General features: G+C 38.4%; 14 protein-coding genes and 1 tRNA gene. 6 read left to right on the forward strand and 9 right to left on the reverse strand.

Features of this window, described 5'->3' with window-relative positions; all coding sequences use genetic code 11:
- Window positions 1–226: 226 nt before the first annotated feature.
- Entirely contained in the window at window positions 227–1,036 is an 810-nt protein-coding gene (locus ACN1CD_RS17190; protein WP_419131630.1) for a hypothetical protein, read from the reverse strand.
- A 575-nt stretch (window positions 1,037–1,611) separates the two neighbouring features.
- Window positions 1,612–1,685 (reverse strand) — tRNA-His (locus ACN1CD_RS17195).
- 176 nt (window positions 1,686–1,861) lie between these two features.
- Here ACN1CD_RS17195 and rnhA point away from each other — a divergent pair.
- Window positions 1,862–2,329 (forward strand): ribonuclease HI, encoded by a 468-nt coding sequence (gene rnhA / locus ACN1CD_RS17200; protein ID WP_419131631.1) that lies wholly within the window; start codon window positions 1,862–1,864, stop codon window positions 2,327–2,329.
- Window positions 2,330–2,465: 136 nt separating this feature from the next.
- Here the strand turns inward: rnhA and fbp are convergent, their stop codons facing one another.
- The 4 genes from fbp to ACN1CD_RS17220 all read right to left on the reverse strand — a co-directional run bounded on the left by fbp (window position 2,466) and on the right by ACN1CD_RS17220 (window position 5,398).
- A complete protein-coding gene (fbp, locus tag ACN1CD_RS17205) occupies window positions 2,466–3,533 on the reverse strand; it encodes a class 1 fructose-bisphosphatase (RefSeq protein WP_419131632.1) in 1,068 nt (355 codons plus the stop codon).
- Window positions 3,534–3,552: 19 nt separating this feature from the next.
- Window positions 3,553–4,044 (reverse strand): metallophosphoesterase family protein, encoded by a 492-nt coding sequence (locus tag ACN1CD_RS17210; protein ID WP_419131633.1) that lies wholly within the window; start codon window positions 4,042–4,044, stop codon window positions 3,553–3,555.
- Window positions 4,045–4,197: 153 nt separating this feature from the next.
- Entirely contained in the window at window positions 4,198–4,848 is a 651-nt protein-coding gene (locus tag ACN1CD_RS17215) for a tRNA1(Val) (adenine(37)-N6)-methyltransferase (RefSeq protein WP_419131634.1), read from the reverse strand.
- 166 nt (window positions 4,849–5,014) lie between these two features.
- A complete protein-coding gene (locus ACN1CD_RS17220; RefSeq protein ID WP_419131635.1) occupies window positions 5,015–5,398 on the reverse strand; it encodes a VOC family protein in 384 nt (127 codons plus the stop codon).
- Between the two features lie 1,979 nt (window positions 5,399–7,377).
- Here ACN1CD_RS17220 and purL point away from each other — a divergent pair.
- Both purL and ACN1CD_RS17230 read left to right on the forward strand, forming a co-directional pair.
- The gene (purL, locus tag ACN1CD_RS17225) at window positions 7,378–11,061 is read left to right on the forward strand and encodes a phosphoribosylformylglycinamidine synthase (protein ID WP_419131636.1); all 3,684 of its coding nucleotides are present in this window, start codon (window positions 7,378–7,380) and stop codon (window positions 11,059–11,061) included.
- Between the two features lie 126 nt (window positions 11,062–11,187).
- The gene (locus ACN1CD_RS17230) at window positions 11,188–12,660 is read left to right on the forward strand and encodes a TlpA family protein disulfide reductase (protein WP_419131637.1); all 1,473 of its coding nucleotides are present in this window, start codon (window positions 11,188–11,190) and stop codon (window positions 12,658–12,660) included.
- 322 nt (window positions 12,661–12,982) lie between these two features.
- Here ACN1CD_RS17230 and ACN1CD_RS17235 read toward each other — a convergent pair whose 3' ends face one another.
- Window positions 12,983–13,819: an energy transducer TonB gene (locus tag ACN1CD_RS17235; protein WP_419131638.1), complete on the reverse strand. Its 837-nt coding sequence runs from the start codon at window positions 13,817–13,819 to the stop codon at window positions 12,983–12,985.
- A 202-nt stretch (window positions 13,820–14,021) separates the two neighbouring features.
- Here ACN1CD_RS17235 and ACN1CD_RS17240 point away from each other — a divergent pair, with 202 nt between their 5' ends.
- Together ACN1CD_RS17240 and ACN1CD_RS17245 are read left to right on the forward strand one after the other, a co-directional pair.
- Window positions 14,022–16,196 (forward strand): glutamine synthetase III, encoded by a 2,175-nt coding sequence (locus ACN1CD_RS17240; protein ID WP_419131639.1) that lies wholly within the window; start codon window positions 14,022–14,024, stop codon window positions 16,194–16,196.
- A 269-nt stretch (window positions 16,197–16,465) separates the two neighbouring features.
- Window positions 16,466–17,647: an AIR synthase related protein gene (locus ACN1CD_RS17245; RefSeq protein ID WP_419131640.1), complete on the forward strand. Its 1,182-nt coding sequence runs from the start codon at window positions 16,466–16,468 to the stop codon at window positions 17,645–17,647.
- Between the two features lie 20 nt (window positions 17,648–17,667).
- Here ACN1CD_RS17245 and ACN1CD_RS17250 read toward each other — a convergent pair whose 3' ends face one another.
- Window positions 17,668–17,925: a Txe/YoeB family addiction module toxin gene (locus tag ACN1CD_RS17250; RefSeq protein WP_419131641.1), complete on the reverse strand. Its 258-nt coding sequence runs from the start codon at window positions 17,923–17,925 to the stop codon at window positions 17,668–17,670.
- Window positions 17,916–18,119, reverse strand: a complete 204-nt coding sequence (locus ACN1CD_RS17255) for a DUF2683 family protein (protein ID WP_419131642.1) — start codon at window positions 18,117–18,119, stop codon at window positions 17,916–17,918. The genes ACN1CD_RS17250 and ACN1CD_RS17255 overlap by 10 nt, the downstream gene beginning before the upstream one ends.
- Before the next feature lie 421 nt (window positions 18,120–18,540).
- Between ACN1CD_RS17255 and ACN1CD_RS17260 the strand changes: the two genes are divergently transcribed.
- Window positions 18,541–19,335 (forward strand): S1/P1 nuclease, encoded by a 795-nt coding sequence (locus ACN1CD_RS17260; RefSeq protein WP_419131643.1) that lies wholly within the window; start codon window positions 18,541–18,543, stop codon window positions 19,333–19,335.
- Window positions 19,336–19,344 lie beyond the last annotated feature (9 nt).

Here is a 19,344-nt window from a genome sequence, read left to right on the forward strand (position 1 = left end):
TCTGAAAATAGCCGGTAACTGCATTATAAGCACCTACAAACTACCCTTAGTAGTTTCCATCTGTTGAGTTGGACTTGTTGCGGTATAATCAAAATGGTCAGAAATAAGAACCACTCAATTAAATTGTCGCTGCTAGCCTTAATATAATCGGAAAGTTATGCTGTTATAATTTAGGTTATAGACCATAGTCTATATTTTCAGAACCGCTAAAATTAACGCACCCTGTTCAACCCATCTCCCAACTGATTCCACCCACCTTTTCAACTACTTCTATTTTTTCCTCCACTAACGTTATAAACTTAACCTCCACCCCATCCTGCAAATGCCAGGCATGAGAAATCTGGCAGCCATAATAGCGTTTGTCTTCATTTAGTATTCCCTTGCTCAGGTAAGAAATACCCAAAGCAATGATCAGAGCCCTAGCACCTTTTTGCGTTGTTTTCAGCGTTAATTTTGCACCGGGAAAATCTGTAAGATTTAGCGGAATTTCCATATCATTAACTTTGATCAATTCACAATGTTCTCCATCCAGTTCGAAATTAAAAACCATCACCTGTAATACCGCACAACTGGCCTTAGGTATAACCCGGACAAACTGTTCAAGCTTAGTTTTAGAAAATTCCAGTTCGAGTATCCCATGCGACTGAATCTTAACGCCCAGTGGTTGGAACAATAGCTTACTTAAAGGCGTAGCAATATTAAACTCAAAGCCCCGAAGCTGGCCAAGGTTCCCATCAATGAGCTTTTTATTTCCAGCATGTTCTTTGGGGATACTTTTAAAAATCTCCATCACCCTTTTATTGAGGCGATTGACCAGATCCCCATCGGCATATCGTTTAACGAGGGATGAAAAGGCCGCTCTGATATAAGCTGCCGTGCGACTGGCCGCTCCAAAATCTCGACCGCTTTTCTTGCTGTTCTCAGAAAGCTGATAAGACTTCACTTGCTGTCGTACAGCTTTTGTTTTTCCCCGATTGTAAAAAACAAGGTCGCCCAGTTTACCGGAAAAACTGATCATTCCATTTAATGTTGCCATAATAATTAAGTATATTAGCGTAATCAAGGGAATGATCAATTAAATATAGCATTTTTCTGCTTATTCTTAAATAATTGATTTCTTTACCCGCCTCCAGCCCACGTTATATCCGCCTCCAGTCCGCCTTTAATCTACCTATACTTAGCCTTTGCTTCGTGTATGAGAGCATGTTGTTTGATGTGCTACTCTATATTTGGCAACAAATGAAGATGCTGTTGGGATCCTGTGCGATACCGTGCTTTAGCCAAAAAATAAACAAATATGAACAAGATTTAAATCTTTCTCAATCAGATCTTAAAGAATGATGCAGCAATTTGAAAGGAGATGGATTTTGAAATCATAATCATCAGTTTGATTACTTAATACCCACCATCATATTTTTAAGTCAGACTTAAGTTTTCGGCCCATGAGTAAATGGATCCTTAATAGTCGTTTACTTTTTAGAAGATTGAAATAAATTGGAGACAGATGCCGAACACTATCAATTGATGAAATAACTAAATAATGTATTTTAAGAGCATGCTCTTAAAACAAAAAAAGGTCTCAACGTAATGTCAAGACCTTTCAAAATTCTGGGTGGCTGATGGGGCTCGAACCCACGACCCTCGGCACCACAAACCAATACTCTAACCAACTGAGCTACAACCACCGTATTTTTTAGTGTCACAAAAGTACGATTTTTACCAATCCCTGCAAATATTTTTATTAAAGAATTAACAACTAACTTTTAATTGCTTAAAATTCAATTATTTGAAATGAAAATAATTTTTCACATCCACATAAAACAACCAGTTTTAAACCTAAAAACATAACTTTACCCTGTTTATGATTGAGATTTATACAGACGGAGCAGCCAGTGGAAACCCCGGACCAGGAGGATGGGGAACCATTTTAAGAGCAGGACAACACTATAAAGAATTAAGTGGCGGGTTCAGAATGACCACCAATAACCGCATGGAATTACTCGCCGTAATTAAAGGCCTGGAAGCACTGAAAAGTTTAAATCAGGAAGTAACGGTTTACTCCGATTCAAAATATGTAGTAGATGCAGTAGAAAAGAAATGGCTTTTCGGTTGGGTAACTAAAAACTTTAAGGATAAAAAAAACAAGGACCTATGGATCCGCTTCCTCGAATTATACAAACTGCATAAGGTAAAATTCATTTGGATTAAAGGTCACAATGATCATCCGGAAAATGAGCGTTGCGACAGACTAGCGGTATTTGCCTCGCAAGACAAACAAAACTTGGCAATAGACACGTTTTTTGAAGCAGAGCGAAATAAAATGCTTTAAGAAAACAGAAAGCTCTTTTAAGTGAAATTTACCCAGGTAATGAATTTGTGGCTGCCGATGGATTTATTCAATCAGACAGCCACAACTTTAGTTCGTTTATTTTTGAAGATAATGGGAAATGATTAAAACCTCGATGTTAGTCTATACCGCCTATTACACCCATCCCTTCCAATTTAGCTTCTACCTCATCAGATCTGGAAATACCATTTAACATCATTTCTTCTGCCTTTTCTACCATCCGGATAGAACCGATAAAAATAGGAACGCGTTGATGAACCTCTGTTGGCTGAATTTCCAAAATCCTTTCAAAACCGGTACTGGCTTTGCCACCGGCCTGCTCAATAATAAAAGCCATAGGGTTACATTCATAAAGCAATCTCAGCTTGCCTTCAGGTGAGCGGGCTGTAGTAGGGTAAATATATATTCCACCATTGATCAAACTTCTATGAATATCTCCAACCATAGAGCCGATGTAGCGTGAAGTGTAAGGTCTGTTAGAAGCCTCATCTTCCACCTGGCAATACTTAATATATTGCTTAACACCCTCAGGAAAATGAACGTAGTTTCCTTCATTGATGGAATAAGTAGCACCCGTTTCCGGGATTTTCATTTCCGGGTGAGAAAGACAGAATTCGCCAATCGAAGGATCGAGCGTAAAACCATTCACACCCTTTCCAGTGGTATAAACCAACATAGTAGAAGAGCCATAAATAATATAACCAGCCGCCACCTGTTCCGTACCTTTCTGCAAAACATCCGCAATACTGGCTTTCCCCTCTAAAGATTTACGTCGATATATTGAAAAAACCGTACCCACTGCAACATTAACATCGGTATTGGAAGAACCATCCATTGGATCAATACAAACAATATATTTGGCATTCTGCGAAACAGGCGAATCAATATGAATAATCTCTTCTTCCTCTTCAGTGGCAATGATACAACATTCTCCACCACTGGTTAGGGCCGCTATAAATTGTTGATCGGCGTATACATCAAGTTTTTTTTGTTTCTCACCTTGTATGTTGATCGTACCTACGTGGCCAATCATATCAACCAAACCAGCTTTGTTTATTTCCCTGTTTACAATTTTTGCTGCAATAGCAATATCCCGCAACAGCCTGGAAAGTTCTCCTTTAGCGTAAGGAAAATCCGCTTGTTTTTCTATAATAAATTGCCCTAATGTGACTACGCCAAAACCCATACTTAGTGTATATTTTACATTATCTACCTGATAATTCTATAACTTCTAAGGTATGAATATTTTCTTCAGAAATACAAAATCTGATCAGTGTTCTCACTTTGTGCCAGCCATGTTTTCCAGCCGCGCCGGGGTTTATGTGCAGACATTTTATTTTTTCATCGAACATTACTTTTAAAATATGTGAATGCCCGGTGATGAATAATTTCGGAGGGTTAGTGTAAATTTCTGGCTTAACGTAGGAGGAGTACTTTCCAGGATAACCGCCAATATGAGTCATCCAAACATCTACTGATTCACAGCTAAATCGATTTTTCTCAGGAAATTCAGAACGAATTGCCGCATCATCAATATTCCCGAATACCCCGCGTAAGGGTTTAAAGGCAGCAAGCGGCGCTGCCACATCAGGACCAAAATCACCGGCATGCCAAATTTCATCTACCTGATCGAAGTGTTTAAAAACAGCATCATCAAGGTATCCGTGTGTATCAGAAATCAAGCCTATTTTTCTCATTTTGTGAATTTAATTGTGCTGATGTTTACAAACATCAGCAGCTATTTATAAGTTTATCATTTACCCCGGAAAGAGACTAATCGATTTTTTCAGCCTCAAACAGCAGCATTACCAGTAGTTATTTTATGTACGATCTTATCATAATTCATCAAATTAGAAGGCCAGAAAAAAATCCTTTAACAATAACTTATACGCGGAGCTATGTACCTTAAGTGATTCATAAATATAAAAATCAGTTTCCCTGAACCCTAAATCTTCTTTAGCTAAACAGATAATCTGCCTGAAAGTCGGCTTGTGTTCATCAGAGTGAAGGTTGATTCGTTCAATAAGCCTTAAATGATGAATTAATGCATATTCAATTACTTCGTTGGCTTGCTTAACCGGAAGAATTAACCACAGCTTACCCTTTTGTGCCAATAACTCATTTGACTTATCAATCAGCATTTCGAAGAACCGTTCGTCTGTATGCCTGGCAATCCCCTTTCGCTCCTCTATGTTCTTCAGATCGTTCACAAAAAATGGAGGATTAGAAACAATAAGGTCAAATGGCTCGGAATGGTTATATTGTTCAATTGCGATATGCTTAATAGTTAACCGATCACTAAAAACTGACTTCTGAAAATTTCTTCCAGCAGTTTCTGCAGCCTGTGCATCAACGTCAACCGCCTCAACCTCAGTTTGAGGGAAACGCTGTGCAAGCATGAGTGCCATCACCCCTGTCCCTGTTCCAATATCTAAGATATGTTGAGGCCTTTCATGATTAGCCATTGCAGCAATCAACACTCCATCGGTATTAATTTTCATGGCGCAACCCGTTTGGTCGACTTCAAACTGCTTAAATTTAAAAACACTCATAATACCTAACAACCAACTCAACACTTTAAACACCTAACCAACTTACCGCCTGCCCAACTAACCTCCTAAACCTCTAACCACATAACCCAACTAACCAACTTACCATCTCCCCCCTCTACCCCTCATACAATTCCAGCGGCAATCCATCCGGATCAGCAAAAAAAGTGAATCTCTTTCCAGTAAATTCATCGATTCGAATGGGTTCGGTAATTATTCCGACTGCACTCAATCTGGCAACTTCAGCCTCAATGTCATCAACTTCGAAAGCCAGATGCCGTAAACCTTGTGCCTCAGGTCTAGATGAACGAGCTGGTGGATTTTCAAATGAAAAAAGTTCAATCTGATAGAGACCATTAACAGCAAGGTCTAATTTGTAAGAATTTCGTTCTTCCCTGAAAACCTCAGCCAACACCGTAAAATTTAATTTATTCACATAAAAATCTTTCGATTTTTCATAATCAGAACAGATAATGGCTATATGATGGACCCGCTTGAACATAAAATTGAGTTTTGAATGAGTAAATGTTTGAATAAATGAATTGGAAGGGCAAAGTTGCAGAAAAATAATGAAGACAAAAGAATCCTTCTACTAAGCTCGTAAAGTAGATAAAAGTTCCAAAAGCCCCTATCCTCCTGGCGGCACCTTTCCCCGGGAGGGAAAGAGCGCAAAAAAAAGCATTCTTCGCACCTCGCGATCGACACCTAACTATTCCCACCCTGCAATCTGCATCCTGCTATCCGGCCTAGGAAATGATGGAAGGAGAAGCCGTTGAAATTTTCGCACCCACGTTCAAATACCCCAAACCCAAGGTAGCGCGAACGGCTCCTAAAGATCCATTCCTATTACAAACCAAATCGAGCCCTTGCGCTACCGCCTTTTAAATTTCGACGCGCTAATCCAACATCAGATCCAAGCCTTGATTTTTGCTTCTTTTCATCAAGGAAAAGAAGAAAGCCCTTCGGAGGCTAGCCGAGGAGAGCCAGCGCAGCGGAAAAACGGCCCCTATCCGCCTAACGGCACCTTTCCCCGGAAGGGAAAGGGCGCAAGAAAAAAGCATTTATCGCACCTCGCGATCGACACCTAACTATTTCCACCCTACTTTCGGCACCTACTATTTCCACCCTGCTATCCGGCATAGGAAATGATGGAGGGAGAAGCCGTTGAAATTTTTTCACTTCCGTTTCAAATACTTCAAACCCAAGGTAGCGCGAACGGCTCCTAAAATAAATACTTTATTTCAGACCAAATCGAGCCCTTGCGCTACCGCCATTTAAATTTCGACGCACTAATCCGACATCAGATCCAAGCCTTGATTTTTTTGTTACTTTTTTGATCAAGCAAAAAAGTAAGAGCCCTTCGGCGGCTAGCCGAGGAAAGCCAGCGCAGCGGAAAAACGGCCCCAATTCGCCTAGCGGCACCTTTCCCCGGGAGGGAAAGAACGCAAAAAAAAGCATTCTTCGCACTCGCGATCGACACCTTTCTATTTCCACCCTGCAATCTGCATCCTGCTATCCGGCCTAGGAGATGATGGAAGGAGAAGCCGTTGAAATTTTTGCACCCACGTTCAAATACCCCAAACCCAAGGTAGCGCGAACGGCTCCTTAAAACAAATCTTTATTAAAAGTCAAATTGAGCCCTTGCGCTACCGCCATTTAAATTTCGACGAGCTAATCCGACATCAGATCCAAGCCTTGATTTTTTTGTTACTTTTTTGATCAAGCAAAAAAGTAAGAGCCCTTCGGCGGCTAGCCGAGGAAAGCCAGCGCAGCGGAAAAACGGCCCCTATCCGCCTATCGGCACCTTTCCCCGGAAGGGAAAGAGCGCAAAAAAAAGCATTCTTCGCACCTCGCGATCGACACCTAACTATTCACACCCTGCAATCTGCATCCTGCTATCCGGCCTAGGAGATGATGGAAGGAGAAGCCGTTGAAATTTTTGCACCCACGTTCAAATACCCCAAACCCAAGGTAGTGCGAACGGCTCCTAAAACAAATCTTTATTACAGACCAAATCGAGCCCTTGCGCTACCGCCATTTAAATTTCGATGCGCTAATCCGACATCAGATCCAAGCCTTGATTTTTGTTAAACTTTTTATCAAGAAGAAGTTTAGAGCCTTTCGGCGGCCAGCCGAGGAAAGCCAAAGTGATGGCAAATGGTTGGTGAGCCACCAAACCATGGGTTCGTTGATGGCAAATCGCAATGCAAAACAGATTTTTTTATGGCTAACAAGTGAAAAAATCAATAATATAAAACATAGGTCCTGAATCAAGTTCAGGATGACGACCGCTTTAACCCACCGTTCATACGAATCTAAAAATCTGAATGGATAAAAAATTGTAAATCTAACTTATACCCCCTAAATCACATACCATTTCACAAGTTTGACATAGAATCATTCAACAATTGCCAATTCTATCCGCCATTCATTCTATCCTTAAATTTAAAAAAGCTAAATTTGCACTTTCAAAAAAAAAGCATGATTCATTTCTTCCTTAGTCAATCGCAGGCGGTTTTTGTATTACAAACAGACAAAACGCTCACTACCAATGATATTACTAAACTTGAATGGTTGTTTGGCGGTGCCAAAATCACTACAGAAACGGCTTTAAGTGGCTTCTTTGTAGGACCAAGAGCAGCGATGATTACTCCCTGGAGTACCAACGCCGTAGAGATTACCCAGAACATGGACATGCAGGGGATTATCAGAATTGAAGAATTTGCTAAAGTTGTTCAGGATTTTGCTGATTACGACCCGATGCTTTCTCAGAAATATGAAAAGCTTGATCAGGATGTTTATACCATCGACATTAAACCTGAACCGATTTTAGAAATCACTGATATTGCTGCTTACAATAAACAAGAAGGCTTATCTTTAAGTGATGAAGAGGTTGATTATTTAAATACTTTAGCTAAAAATCTGGGAAGACCTTTAACCGATTCAGAGGTTTTCGGTTTCTCTCAAGTAAATTCAGAGCATTGCCGCCATAAAATTTTCAATGGTACCTTTGTAATTGATGGTGTGGAGCAACCAACCTCTCTTTTTAAATTAATCCGTAAAACATCAGAAGCACATCCAAACGATATCGTTTCTGCATATAAAGATAATGTGGCTTTTATTAAGGGGCCAACCGTTCAGCAATTTGCACCTAAACGTGCAGATATTCCTGATTTTTATACTACAAGCGATTTCGAATCCGTAATCTCATTAAAAGCGGAAACACATAATTTTCCAACCACTGTAGAGCCTTTTAATGGTGCAGCAACTGGTTCGGGTGGCGAGATCAGAGACAGATTAGCTGGCGGTCAAGGTTCTTTGCCTTTAGCCGGAACGGCTGTTTACATGACAGCTCTTTCCCGTTTGGAAGAAAATCGCCCATGGGAAAAAGGTGTCGAAGAAAGAGCATGGTTATACCAAACACCAATGGATATCCTGATCAAGGCATCAAATGGTGCAACAGATTTTGGAAATAAATTCGGTCAGCCATTAATTACAGGATCAGTTTTAACCTTCGAGCATGATGAGCATTTAGACAAATTGAATGTAAAACCAAGAAAGTTAGGTTTCGATAAAGTAATCATGCTTGCTGGTGGTATTGGTTATGGAAAGGCAAGTCAGGCACAAAAACTTAAACCACAGGAAGGCGATAACATCGTTATTTTAGGTGGCGAAAATTATAGAATTGGAATGGGTGGTGCCGCAGTTTCGTCTGCAGACACAGGTCAGCATGGATCTGGTATTGAGTTAAATGCCATCCAAAGATCTAACCCGGAAATGCAGAAGCGCGCTGCAAATGCCGTTCGTGGAATGGTAGAGAGCGAACACAATTCAATTATCTCGATCCACGATCATGGTGCTGGTGGTCACCTAAACTGCTTATCAGAATTGGTGGAAGAAACCGGTGGTCTAATCAACTTAGATAAATTACCAGTTGGCGATCCTACCCTATCTGCAAAAGAAATTATTGGTAACGAATCTCAGGAAAGAATGGGATTAGTGATTGGCAACGAACATATAGAAACCTTACAAAAAATTGCCGACCGCGAACGCTCACCAATGTATACCGTTGGTAAAGTAACCGGCGATCATCGTTTTACTTTCAAATCTGAAACATCTGGCATCAAGCCGATGGATCTGGAGTTGAAAGACATGTTCGGCAGCTCTCCAAAAATTGTGATGGATGATCAAACCATCGATCGTAAATATGATGCCATCAATTATGATCAATCAGCATTAAATACATACCTGGAGCAGGTTTTACAATTAGAAGCAGTGGCGTCTAAAGATTGGTTAACCAATAAGGTTGACCGTTGTGTAGGCGGCCGTGTTGCTAAACAACAAACTGCCGGACCATTACAATTGCCTTTAAATAACTGTGGTGTAATGGCCTTAGATTTTCAGGGAAAAGAAGGTGTGGCCACCTCTGTTGGTCATGCACCGCTTTCCGCACTGATTGATCCGGCTGCTGGAAGTAGAAATGCCATTGCAGAATCTTTATCGAACATTGTTTGGGCACCTTTAAAAGATGGTTTAAAAAGCGTTTCGCTTTCTGCTAACTGGATGTGGGCTTGTAAAAACGAAGGTGAAGATGCACGCTTATATGCGGCGGTTAAAGCTTGTTCTGAGTTTGCAATCGACTTAGGAATCAACATCCCCACAGGGAAAGATTCGCTATCAATGAAACAGAAATACAAAGATGGCGATGTAATTGCCCCCGGAACAGTGATCATTTCTGCCGGCGGTAATTGCGATGATATTACGAAAGTTGTAGAACCAGTGCTTCAAAAAGATGGAGGAGCTATTTATTACATCAACCTTTCTAACGATAATTACAAGTTAGGCGGATCGTCTTTCGCTCAGATATTAAATAAAATCGGCACGGAAACACCTGATGTTAAAAATGCAGATCAATTTGCGAAGGCGTTTAACACCATTCAACAGCTAATTAAAGAAGATAAAATTCAGGCCGGACACGATATTGGTAGCGGTGGTTTAATTACAACGTTATTGGAAATGTGTTTCGCTGATCGCGACTTAGGTGCATCTCTTGATTTATCCGCTTTAGCTGAACAAGATATTATTAAGTTATTGTTTGCGGAGAACATCGCTTTGGTTTTCCAGGCAGATGCTTCAGTTGAAGAAACCTTGACTTCAAATAACGTAACTTTCCATAAAATTGGTATAGTCAATTCATCAGCTACGCTGGAAATAAAAAATGCTGGAACTGATTTCAGTTTCGATATTGATCATCTACGTGATGTTTGGTTTAAAACTTCTTACTTGTTAGACAGTAAACAAACTGGTAATGGTTTAGCCAAAGAACGCTATAATAACTATAAAAATCACGTTTTAAAGTACAGTTTTCCATTGCAATTTGATGGAAAGAAACCAGAGATTGATTCTTCTAAACCACGTCCGAAAGCGGCGATTATTCGTGAAAAAGGCAGTAACTCTGAACGCGAATTGGCAAATGCGATGTATTTAGCTGGTTTCGATGTGAAAGATGTACACATGACGGATTTAATTACCGGAAGGGAGACATTAGAAGACATTCAATTTATTGGTGCCGTTGGTGGATTCTCTAACTCTGATGTTTTAGGATCTGCAAAAGGTTGGGCTGGTGCATTTTTATACAATGAAAAAGCAAGAGTAGCTTTAGAGAAATTCTTTGCCCGTCCGGATACTTTATCGGTAGGGATCTGTAATGGTTGCCAGTTATTTGTGGAGTTGGGATTAATTAACAAAAACCACGATGACAAACCAAAAATGCTGCACAACAGGAGCGGTAAACACGAAAGTATTTTCACTTCATTAACCTTGCAGGAGAATAATTCGGTTATGTTATCAACCCTGGCAGGCAGCACATTAGGTGTTTGGGTATCGCATGGCGAAGGAAGATTCTCCTTACCATACGCAGAAGATCAATACAAAATTGTTGCGAAATACGCTTACGAAACTTATCCGGCTAGTCCGAATGGATCAGATTACAATACCGCAATGATGTGCGATGAGACTGGCCGCCATTTGGTGATGATGCCACACATTGAACGTTCATTGTTTCAATGGCATTGGGCAAATTATCCCGCAGGTAGAAAAGATGAAGTTTCCCCATGGATTGAAGCGTTTGTAAATGCAAGGAAATGGGTAGAAAGCCATAAATAGTCTGACTTAAATATTAAAATTTGAAGCTGTCTCCTTCCGGGACAGCTTTTTTTTTAAAAAAATAATTCCTCAGATTTCAGCAAACTAAAATATTAGTTACTATATTTAACTAAATAATTAGTTATTATGGTTAAATTAATAATTTCAGTGCTTGCTATGTTTTTCTTCATGAGCAATGCTAAAGCACAGCTTCTTGGCAACATCCCTACTCTTGCGGATACGACATGGACAATCGAAGGTAATGAAATATCCCCCATACCAATCAAAGCCGATAAATCTGGTCATTTCGAAATGGATATTAAAGTTTTGAAACAGGGTTTTTACAACTTCGGAAAAGTTGGTTTAATTTATATTGAGCCCGATTATACACTCACTGTTACGCAACAAGCCAACAAGTACCACTTCGAAGGAAGTGGAAAAATTGAGAATGATGTACTACAGAAAATGAATGGCCATTTGAATCAATTTTTAGGTAATCCAGGTTATGCCCTTTGGCATCAATACCTTTTAACTGAGCCAAATTTATTTATTCCAATGTTAGATGACTATATCAAAAAAACAAATGCATCAGCAGATCAATCCAAGAATACATTTTTTAAAGCTTTTATCAAACGGGAAGCAGAATTAGATAAACGCTATTGCTTAGCAGTGTATAGCCGATTCTACGGATTAGATTCCACAAAGATGACAGCGCTGAGGCAGATATTAGCCGTTCCTATTGCAGATCGAAAAGAAAACCACACGCAGAAGCTCATGGATGCTTATCAGTCTCAATTTTCAAAAAAATTAAGTGTCGCTGGAAAAGATTCACTCAATAACATTATTTATGATGATTTAGATCTGAATAATGAAATGTTGTATTGCAATAGTAAATATTATAAAGAGCTGATTGCTTTGAAAATCGATTACCTCACATATGGAAAAAACTACGAGAAAATGAGAGATTCGATCAAAAATGAAGATAAAATTAAACTCATTATTTTGGAATCACTAATTAATAATGCGTATATTAAAGAGCAGTTTACATATCGCTATAGCATTAGTGCAATAAAAAAAGCTAAACAGCCTGATGATGTAAATGATGTCTACCAGTCATTTTTAAGTAAATCCAAGGATGAGGTACACAAAGCTGAAATACGAAAAACCTACCAAAACTTATCAGCAACATTATCAAGTGCATTATCGCCAAATTTTAAGTATAAAAATCCCGCTGGCCAGCTTGTTAGTCTTACAAATTTAAAAGGAAAATATGTTTATATTGATATTTGGGCCACTTGGTGTGGCCCGTGTATTGCTGAAATTCCATCCTTAAAAAAATTAGAAGAGCGCTATAGAAGCAAGAAAATAAAGTTTGTAAGTATTTCAGTCGACATTATAGAGAATAAACAAAAATGGCTTGATTTCGTAAAAAACAACAGTCTGGGAGGAATTCAATTAATGGCCGACAAAGATTTCAAATCTGATTTCATAAAAACATTTGGAATTACTACAATTCCGAGGTTTATTCTAATTGGTCCAGATGGTAAAATCATAGACAATAATGCCAAACGTCCATCTGATGTGAAGTTAGCAACACAGTTCGATACATTAAAAATGTAACGAAATGCGACATCATATTGAATTATACCTACCTCTTAAGAACAAAGAGGCTGCATCATAAGTCGATTTATTTCCAGATTTGCCTCGTTGAGCTTGTCGAAATACCATAAAGGCAGTTTTAACAAGTTCTTCGACAGGCTCAGAATAACATTTCAAATTTATGATACAGCCTTCAGTTTACATCCAACCTCACATTTTTCTAAAAATAAGAGCATTAATAGAAAATTTCATTTAGTTGCTTTTCCCAACATACGCCTTGTATCTCACCTCATTCATTTCCTTTTTCCGTCACCCATTTTCCATATTACTTCTTCCATCCCATTTACATCAAATTGAAGTTAATTGGCATATTGTACCTTACCCGAACGGCCTTGCCTTTATTTCGTCCTGGTTTCCAGAGTGGAGATTTTTTGATAACTTTCATCGCTTCCTCATCACAACCGAAGCCAATGCCCCTAAGTACTTTCACATCGGTAATAGAACCATCTATTTCAACCACAAAACTCACAAAAACCTTACCTTTTACCCCTTCTTCTTGTGCTTGAGATGGATAGCGTAAATTACGTTCCATATATTTAGTAAAGGCTTTCATTCCACCAGCAAATTCCGGGTATTCATCTACACCCATATTTTCTACGATCGCATTCGGATCTCCGCCTTCCTCACCTTTGGATAGACCATCTCCTGCACCAGTTGCTAGTGTGCCATTAATCACCAGATTTGGCCTAATTTCTCCATCCTGGGTTTTGTTACTGATTACTGCATCCTGCATTTCTTTGATGCTTGGAGGTTCCGGAAGTTCTTTTTTATCCACCACCACGATGTTAGAGGAGACTGCTATTGTTTTCACTTTTACAGGATCTGATTTTGCAGGCTCAATCTTTTTCTCAGGTTCTGGCTTTTTCATCTCATGGATAACGTTATCTAACACAACTACTTTAGGAGGGACAACTACCTCTACAACACTTGGAAACATTTTACTGTACACCATTGGAGCGAAGCTTATTAATAGAAATAAACCCGCAGAGATCAGTAGCGCTTTGGTCATGATCTTTGATGATTTAGATCTCAGCTCGTAAGCACCATAAGTTTTGTTGCGGTCTGCAAATACAAGATCGAGCCACTCGGTTTTGTACACATTGATTGATGAATTGAACATAGTTTTAGAGTTTTAAGCATGATGTATCAAAATCATCAATTCCATAAAACATTCAAAAAATCTTCTTTCTTTATCAAAAATGAAATTTTCCATCTCAAAAACATTTTTTTATTTCATTTTCAATAAAATTGATATATTTCTTACGATTGTTTTATAAAAATTAATAAAATATCCTATTTTTGACAAAAAACATAACAAATTAATGAAAAGCTTAAGAACCATCGCATTAAAAGAGGCTCAAAACAGAATTTCACCAGAAGTTAAATCACCATCTTCAAAAATTTCTGATTTTTTTGGCGCTAATGTATTTGATAAGAAAAAAATGAGAGATTTCTTATCTAAGGACGTGTATGAAAAATTAATCTCCTCTATCAACCAAGGTGAATTAATTAATTCTGATGACGCTAACCAAATTGCAACAGCGATGAAAGCCTGGGCAATGAGTGCTGGTGCAACGCACTACACGCATTGGTTTCAGCCGCTAACCGGTACAACAGCAGAAAAGCATGATTCATTTTTTGAGCCAAGTGGCGACGGTGCAATCGAAAAATTTGCAGGTAGCGCGTTAGTTCAACAAGAGCCAGATGCATCAAGTTTCCCAAATGGAGGTATTCGTAATACTTTCGAAGCACGTGGTTATACCGCTTGGGATCCTTCTTCTCCGGCATTCATTATGGAAAGCAAAGCTGGAAAAACACTTTGTATTCCAACTGTTTTTGTATCCTATACTGGTGAAGCATTAGATTATAAAGCTCCATTGTTAAAAGCATTATCTGCACTTGATAAAGCTGCTGTTGATGTTTGTCAATACTTCGATAAGAGCATCACGAAAGTAAATGCATCTTTAGGTATCGAACAAGAATATTTCTTAGTTGATGAGTCGTTATTTAACGCACGTCCTGATTTGTTATTAACTGGCCGTACTTTATTCGGACACATGTCTGCTAAAGGTCAGCAGTTAGAAGATCATTACTTCGGATCAATTCCTGAGCGTGTTTTCACTTACATGGTTGATTTTGAAAATGAAGCTTTAAAATTAGGTATTCCATTAAAAACCCGTCATAACGAGGTTGCACCTTCTCAGTTTGAGTGTGCCCCTATTTACGAAGAAATCAACTTAGCAATCGATCATAATCAATTATTGATGGATTTGATGGAAAAAGTTGCACGTCGTCACCATTTCCGTGTTTTATTACATGAGAAACCTTATGCTGGCATCAATGGATCTGGTAAACACAATAACTGGTCGTTAATTACCGATACTGGTAAAAACTTATTGGCACCAGGTAAAACGCCTAAAAACAACTTAATGTTCCTTGCTTTCTTTGTAAATACAATTAAAGCGGTTAGCGAGCACGCAGATTTATTACGTGCAAGTATTGCATCGGTAAGTAATGATCACCGTTTAGGTGCTAACGAAGCGCCACCTGCAATCATTTCTATTTTTCTTGGTTCTCAATTGAACGATGTATTAGATGAAATCGAGCACTCACGCATCAGCAAAAAAATTAAAGAAGATAATGCACTCTGGTTAGGTATTCCTAAAATTCCTCAAATTTTATTGGATAATACAGACCGTAACCGTACCTCTCCTTTCGCATTTACAGGGAACAAATTTGAGTTAAGAGCAGTTGGTTCTTCAGCTAACTCTTCAGCACCAATGACGATCTTAAACGCAATTATGGCTGAGCAATTGGTTAAATTCAAAACTGAAGTTGATAAATTGATCAAGAAAGGTGATAAAAAAGATATCGCACTCTTAACCGTAATTAAAAAATACATCAAAGAATCTAAATCGATTCGTTTTGAAGGTAACGGTTATAGCCAGGAGTGGGAAGATGAAGCTGCAGCACGTGGTTTATCAAACATCAAAACTACACCTAAGGCTTTAGATGCTTATTTAACAGAGAAATCAGCAGATTTATTTGCTTCTACAAACATCTACAGCAAACGTGAAATTCATGCCCGTCATGAAATCATGTTAGAGAATTTCTACAAAAAATTACAGATTGAGGCACGTGTAATGGGCGAAGTTGCAAATACTGCAATTATTCCAGCTGCAATTGCTTACCAAAACTCATTAATCGAGAACGTAAAAGGATTAAAAGAGTTAGGTATCGAAAGCAAATCTTCTCTCGAAATTGTTAAGAAATTATCTGAACATTTAGACATCGTTAAATCTAATATCGATGCCATGTTAGAAGAACGTAAAGTGACCAACAAAATCGAGGATACACGTGAGAAAGCAATTGCTTACGATGAGAAAGTTAAATCTTACTTCGATTTAATCCGTTATCATGCAGATAAATTGGAGCAAATTGTTGATGACAGCGTTTGGCCTTTACCAAAATTCAGAGAGTTGTTGTTCATGAAATAAGAATGGCGTAAGCTAAAAGTATAGGGCGTAAAGTGAAAACTTTACGCTTTTTTTTTTGGATCATTATTTTTGGGATTTAAGGGTTTTAGGATCATTATTTTAAACCTCAACCATTAAGTTTAAGATCCCGACTTCCAAACTAAACTTCTAACTATCCATTCCCTACTCTTAACTTCCAATTACCAACAAACTACAAATTACCTAAACCGCCCAAAACTTCTGACTCCCGACTTCTGACTCCCGACTTTTTCCACTATCTTTGCCGCAACATGAGTGATAACAGGTACAATCAACGCGGCGTTTCCGCTTCCAAAGAAGATGTGCATAATGCCATCAAAAATATCGACAAAGGAATTTTCCCTAAAGCATTCTGTAAAATCATTCCTGATATTTTGAGCGGTGATGAAGATTACTGTAATATTATGCATGCAGATGGTGCAGGTACCAAATCCTCACTGGCTTATGTTTACTGGAAAGAAACCGGCGACATATCTATATGGAAAGGAATTGCCCAGGATGCCATAATCATGAATCTTGATGATTTAATCTGCGTTGGTGCAACCGACAATATTCTATTATCTTCAACAATCGGGCGTAATAAAAACCTGATTCCGGGTGAAGTAATTGCTGCCGTAATTAATGGAACAGAAGAAATTTTAGCCGACTTACGTGAACAAGGAATTTCCATCTACTCTACAGGTGGAGAAACTGCAGATGTTGGCGATTTAGTGCGTACCATCATTGTAGATTCTACAGTTACCTGCCGGATGAAACGTAAAGATGTTATCAGCAATGACAACATTAAACCCGGCGACGTAATTGTGGCTTTAGCCTCCTACGGACAAGCAACATATGAAACCGAATACAATGGCGGAATGGGTTCCAACGGCTTAACCTCCGCCCGTCATGATGTTTTTGAAAAATCGGTAGCGAATCAATATCCTGAAAGTTTTGACCCTGCAGTTCCATTTGATCTGATTTTTTCTGGTCAGAAGAAACTGACAGACGAAATTGAGGTGGAAGGTTTTGGAAAAATAACGGCAGGAAAATTAGTCTTATCACCTACCCGGACTTATGCACCAGTAATCAAGAAAATATTAGCAAGCTATCGCGATCAAATCAACGGGATTGTTCATTGTAGTGGTGGCGCACAAACGAAGGTGTTGCATTTCATTAACGACGATATCCATGTGATAAAAGATAATCTATTTCCTGTACCTCCTCTTTTTAAATTGATTCAGGAAGAATCAGGTACGGAATGGAAAGAAATGTATAAGGTCTTTAATATGGGGCACAGAATGGAACTCTATGTTCCGCAGGAGATTGCTGAAAGCATTATTGAAATTTCAAAAAGCTTTAATATTGATGCACAGATTATTGGTCGCGTAGAAAAAGGGAATCAGAAACAGGTAACCATTAAGAGCGAAAAGGGAACTTTTGTTTATAATTAGAAAGAAAATAATGTATCAGATCAATAATGTCCTTTTAGAGATTCGATATAAATTATTTCCTCAGTAACTATATAAATAACTCTGTGCTCTTCATTTATTCTTCTTGACCATTTACCTGTTAGTTCATATTTTAAAGCCTCTGGCTTCCCAATCCCAGTATATGGACTTTCTAATATGGCATTTAATAATCGAATGATTTTATTTTGTATAGACTTATTACCAGATTTTTTCCAAAATATTAAATCATTCTGTGCTTGTTGGGTATATTCTATTTCCATAGATCAGCAACAGGTATTTTTTTAGTAAGTCCATTCTTAATTTCTTCATCAGCCTTTTTTATTTTAGCTATAAATTGTGGATCATAAGGACTTTCTTCAGATTTTTCATCTGTGATTTTAACTCCCAGCTCATGAAGTAATTGCTTAACTAAAGTTGCCTTATTGTCGGGTATTTGTATTGTTGCAATTGTCATATAGATAAATTTTATATACAAATATATCTATATATTCGTATATCTGTATATATCAAAATTATGCCATAATACATATTAAAGGAGTTTAGTTATATACCTAGGATCTTTTTAAGGCATGTTATATAGATCACAGAATGTAACTCTATGTTCCGCTGGAGATTTCAGAAAGCATTATTGAAATTTCAAAAAGCTTTAACATCGATGCACAGATTATTGGTTGCATAGAAAAAGGAGATCAGAAACAGGCAACCATTAGGAGCGAAATGGGAACTTTTGTTTATAATTAAATATTTTTAAAATCTTTACAGAGGGGCTTTGAACTTAATTTCAAAGCCCTTTTTGTTTTATTAGATCCCTCTTCCCAATTGTAATATTTACAAGGCATCAAATACAATTGCGCGTAGATTAATATCTTCGCAGCATGAAAAGAATAACTATCGCGTTTGCACTCATCTGCATTGCTGTCCTCTTCGGCTCCTGGGGATTTTTCGGACATAAAACCGTGGCCACTATTGCCGAAAATCATTTAACTGAAGAAGCGAGGAAAGCAGTTAAAACACTGCTGGGAAGCGAAAGTCTCATCGATGTTGCTTCATGGGCAGATGAAGTTCGGAATCAACCAGAATATAAAAATACTGCTGGCTGGCACTTTGTTAACCTTCCGCTAGGTTTAAGCCGGAGCAAGTTTAAAGATTCTATAATAGCCATTAAAAACGAAAATCTCTTAACTGCATTGGCATTAAATGAATCAATCATCAGAGATTCAAGTGCAACAAAAAATCAGAAAATCATCGCACTTAAATTTATTGTTCATTTGGTTGGAGATGCTCACCAACCGATGCATGTAAGCAGAGCGGCAGACAAAGGCGGGAATACTATCCAGGTTCAGTTTGATGGAAAGGGAACCAATCTTCATTCACTTTGGGATAGTCGTTTACTGGATCACCAAGGATTGAGTATCACTCAGCTAGTAGAAAAAGATAAGGTGAGCAAATCCAGAATAAGAAAATGGCAAAGGGCCACACCAGTTGACTGGTTATTCGAAAGCTACAAAATCAGTTCAAAGCTTTATGAAGAAGTGGAAAAGAACAATAAATTAGATGAGGCTTATTACCAATCGCATATCGATATTGTGAATAAACGAATAGAAATGGGTGGTATTCGGTTGGCAGGTGTATTGAATGAGTTGTTTAAGAACGGCTTAATTTATCAATAGCACTGATCA

The sequence above is a fragment of the Pedobacter sp. N23S346 genome (genome assembly GCF_048515415.1).
Classification (GTDB): domain Bacteria; phylum Bacteroidota; class Bacteroidia; order Sphingobacteriales; family Sphingobacteriaceae; genus Pedobacter.

Excerpts from the sequence above, each read along its gene's own strand:
- ACN1CD_RS17190 (WP_419131630.1), bottom strand. The coding sequence starts at position 1,036 with ATGGCAACATTAAATGGAATGATCAGTTTTTCCGGTAAACTGGGCGAC.
- rnhA (WP_419131631.1), top strand. The coding sequence starts at position 1,862 with ATGATTGAGATTTATACAGACGGAGCAGCCAGTGGAAACCCCGGACCA.
- fbp (WP_419131632.1), bottom strand. The coding sequence starts at position 3,533 with ATGGGTTTTGGCGTAGTCACATTAGGGCAATTTATTATAGAAAAACAA.
- ACN1CD_RS17210 (WP_419131633.1), bottom strand. The coding sequence starts at position 4,044 with ATGAGAAAAATAGGCTTGATTTCTGATACACACGGATACCTTGATGAT.
- ACN1CD_RS17215 (WP_419131634.1), bottom strand. The coding sequence starts at position 4,848 with ATGAAAATTAATACCGATGGAGTGTTGATTGCTGCAATGGCTAATCAT.
- ACN1CD_RS17220 (WP_419131635.1), bottom strand. The coding sequence starts at position 5,398 with ATGTTCAAGCGGGTCCATCATATAGCCATTATCTGTTCTGATTATGAA.
- purL (WP_419131636.1), top strand. The coding sequence starts at position 7,378 with ATGATTCATTTCTTCCTTAGTCAATCGCAGGCGGTTTTTGTATTACAA.
- ACN1CD_RS17230 (WP_419131637.1), top strand. The coding sequence starts at position 11,188 with ATGGTTAAATTAATAATTTCAGTGCTTGCTATGTTTTTCTTCATGAGC.
- ACN1CD_RS17235 (WP_419131638.1), bottom strand. The coding sequence starts at position 13,819 with ATGTTCAATTCATCAATCAATGTGTACAAAACCGAGTGGCTCGATCTT.
- ACN1CD_RS17240 (WP_419131639.1), top strand. The coding sequence starts at position 14,022 with ATGAAAAGCTTAAGAACCATCGCATTAAAAGAGGCTCAAAACAGAATT.
- ACN1CD_RS17245 (WP_419131640.1), top strand. The coding sequence starts at position 16,466 with ATGAGTGATAACAGGTACAATCAACGCGGCGTTTCCGCTTCCAAAGAA.
- ACN1CD_RS17250 (WP_419131641.1), bottom strand. The coding sequence starts at position 17,925 with ATGGAAATAGAATATACCCAACAAGCACAGAATGATTTAATATTTTGG.
- ACN1CD_RS17255 (WP_419131642.1), bottom strand. The coding sequence starts at position 18,119 with ATGACAATTGCAACAATACAAATACCCGACAATAAGGCAACTTTAGTT.
- ACN1CD_RS17260 (WP_419131643.1), top strand. The coding sequence starts at position 18,541 with ATGAAAAGAATAACTATCGCGTTTGCACTCATCTGCATTGCTGTCCTC.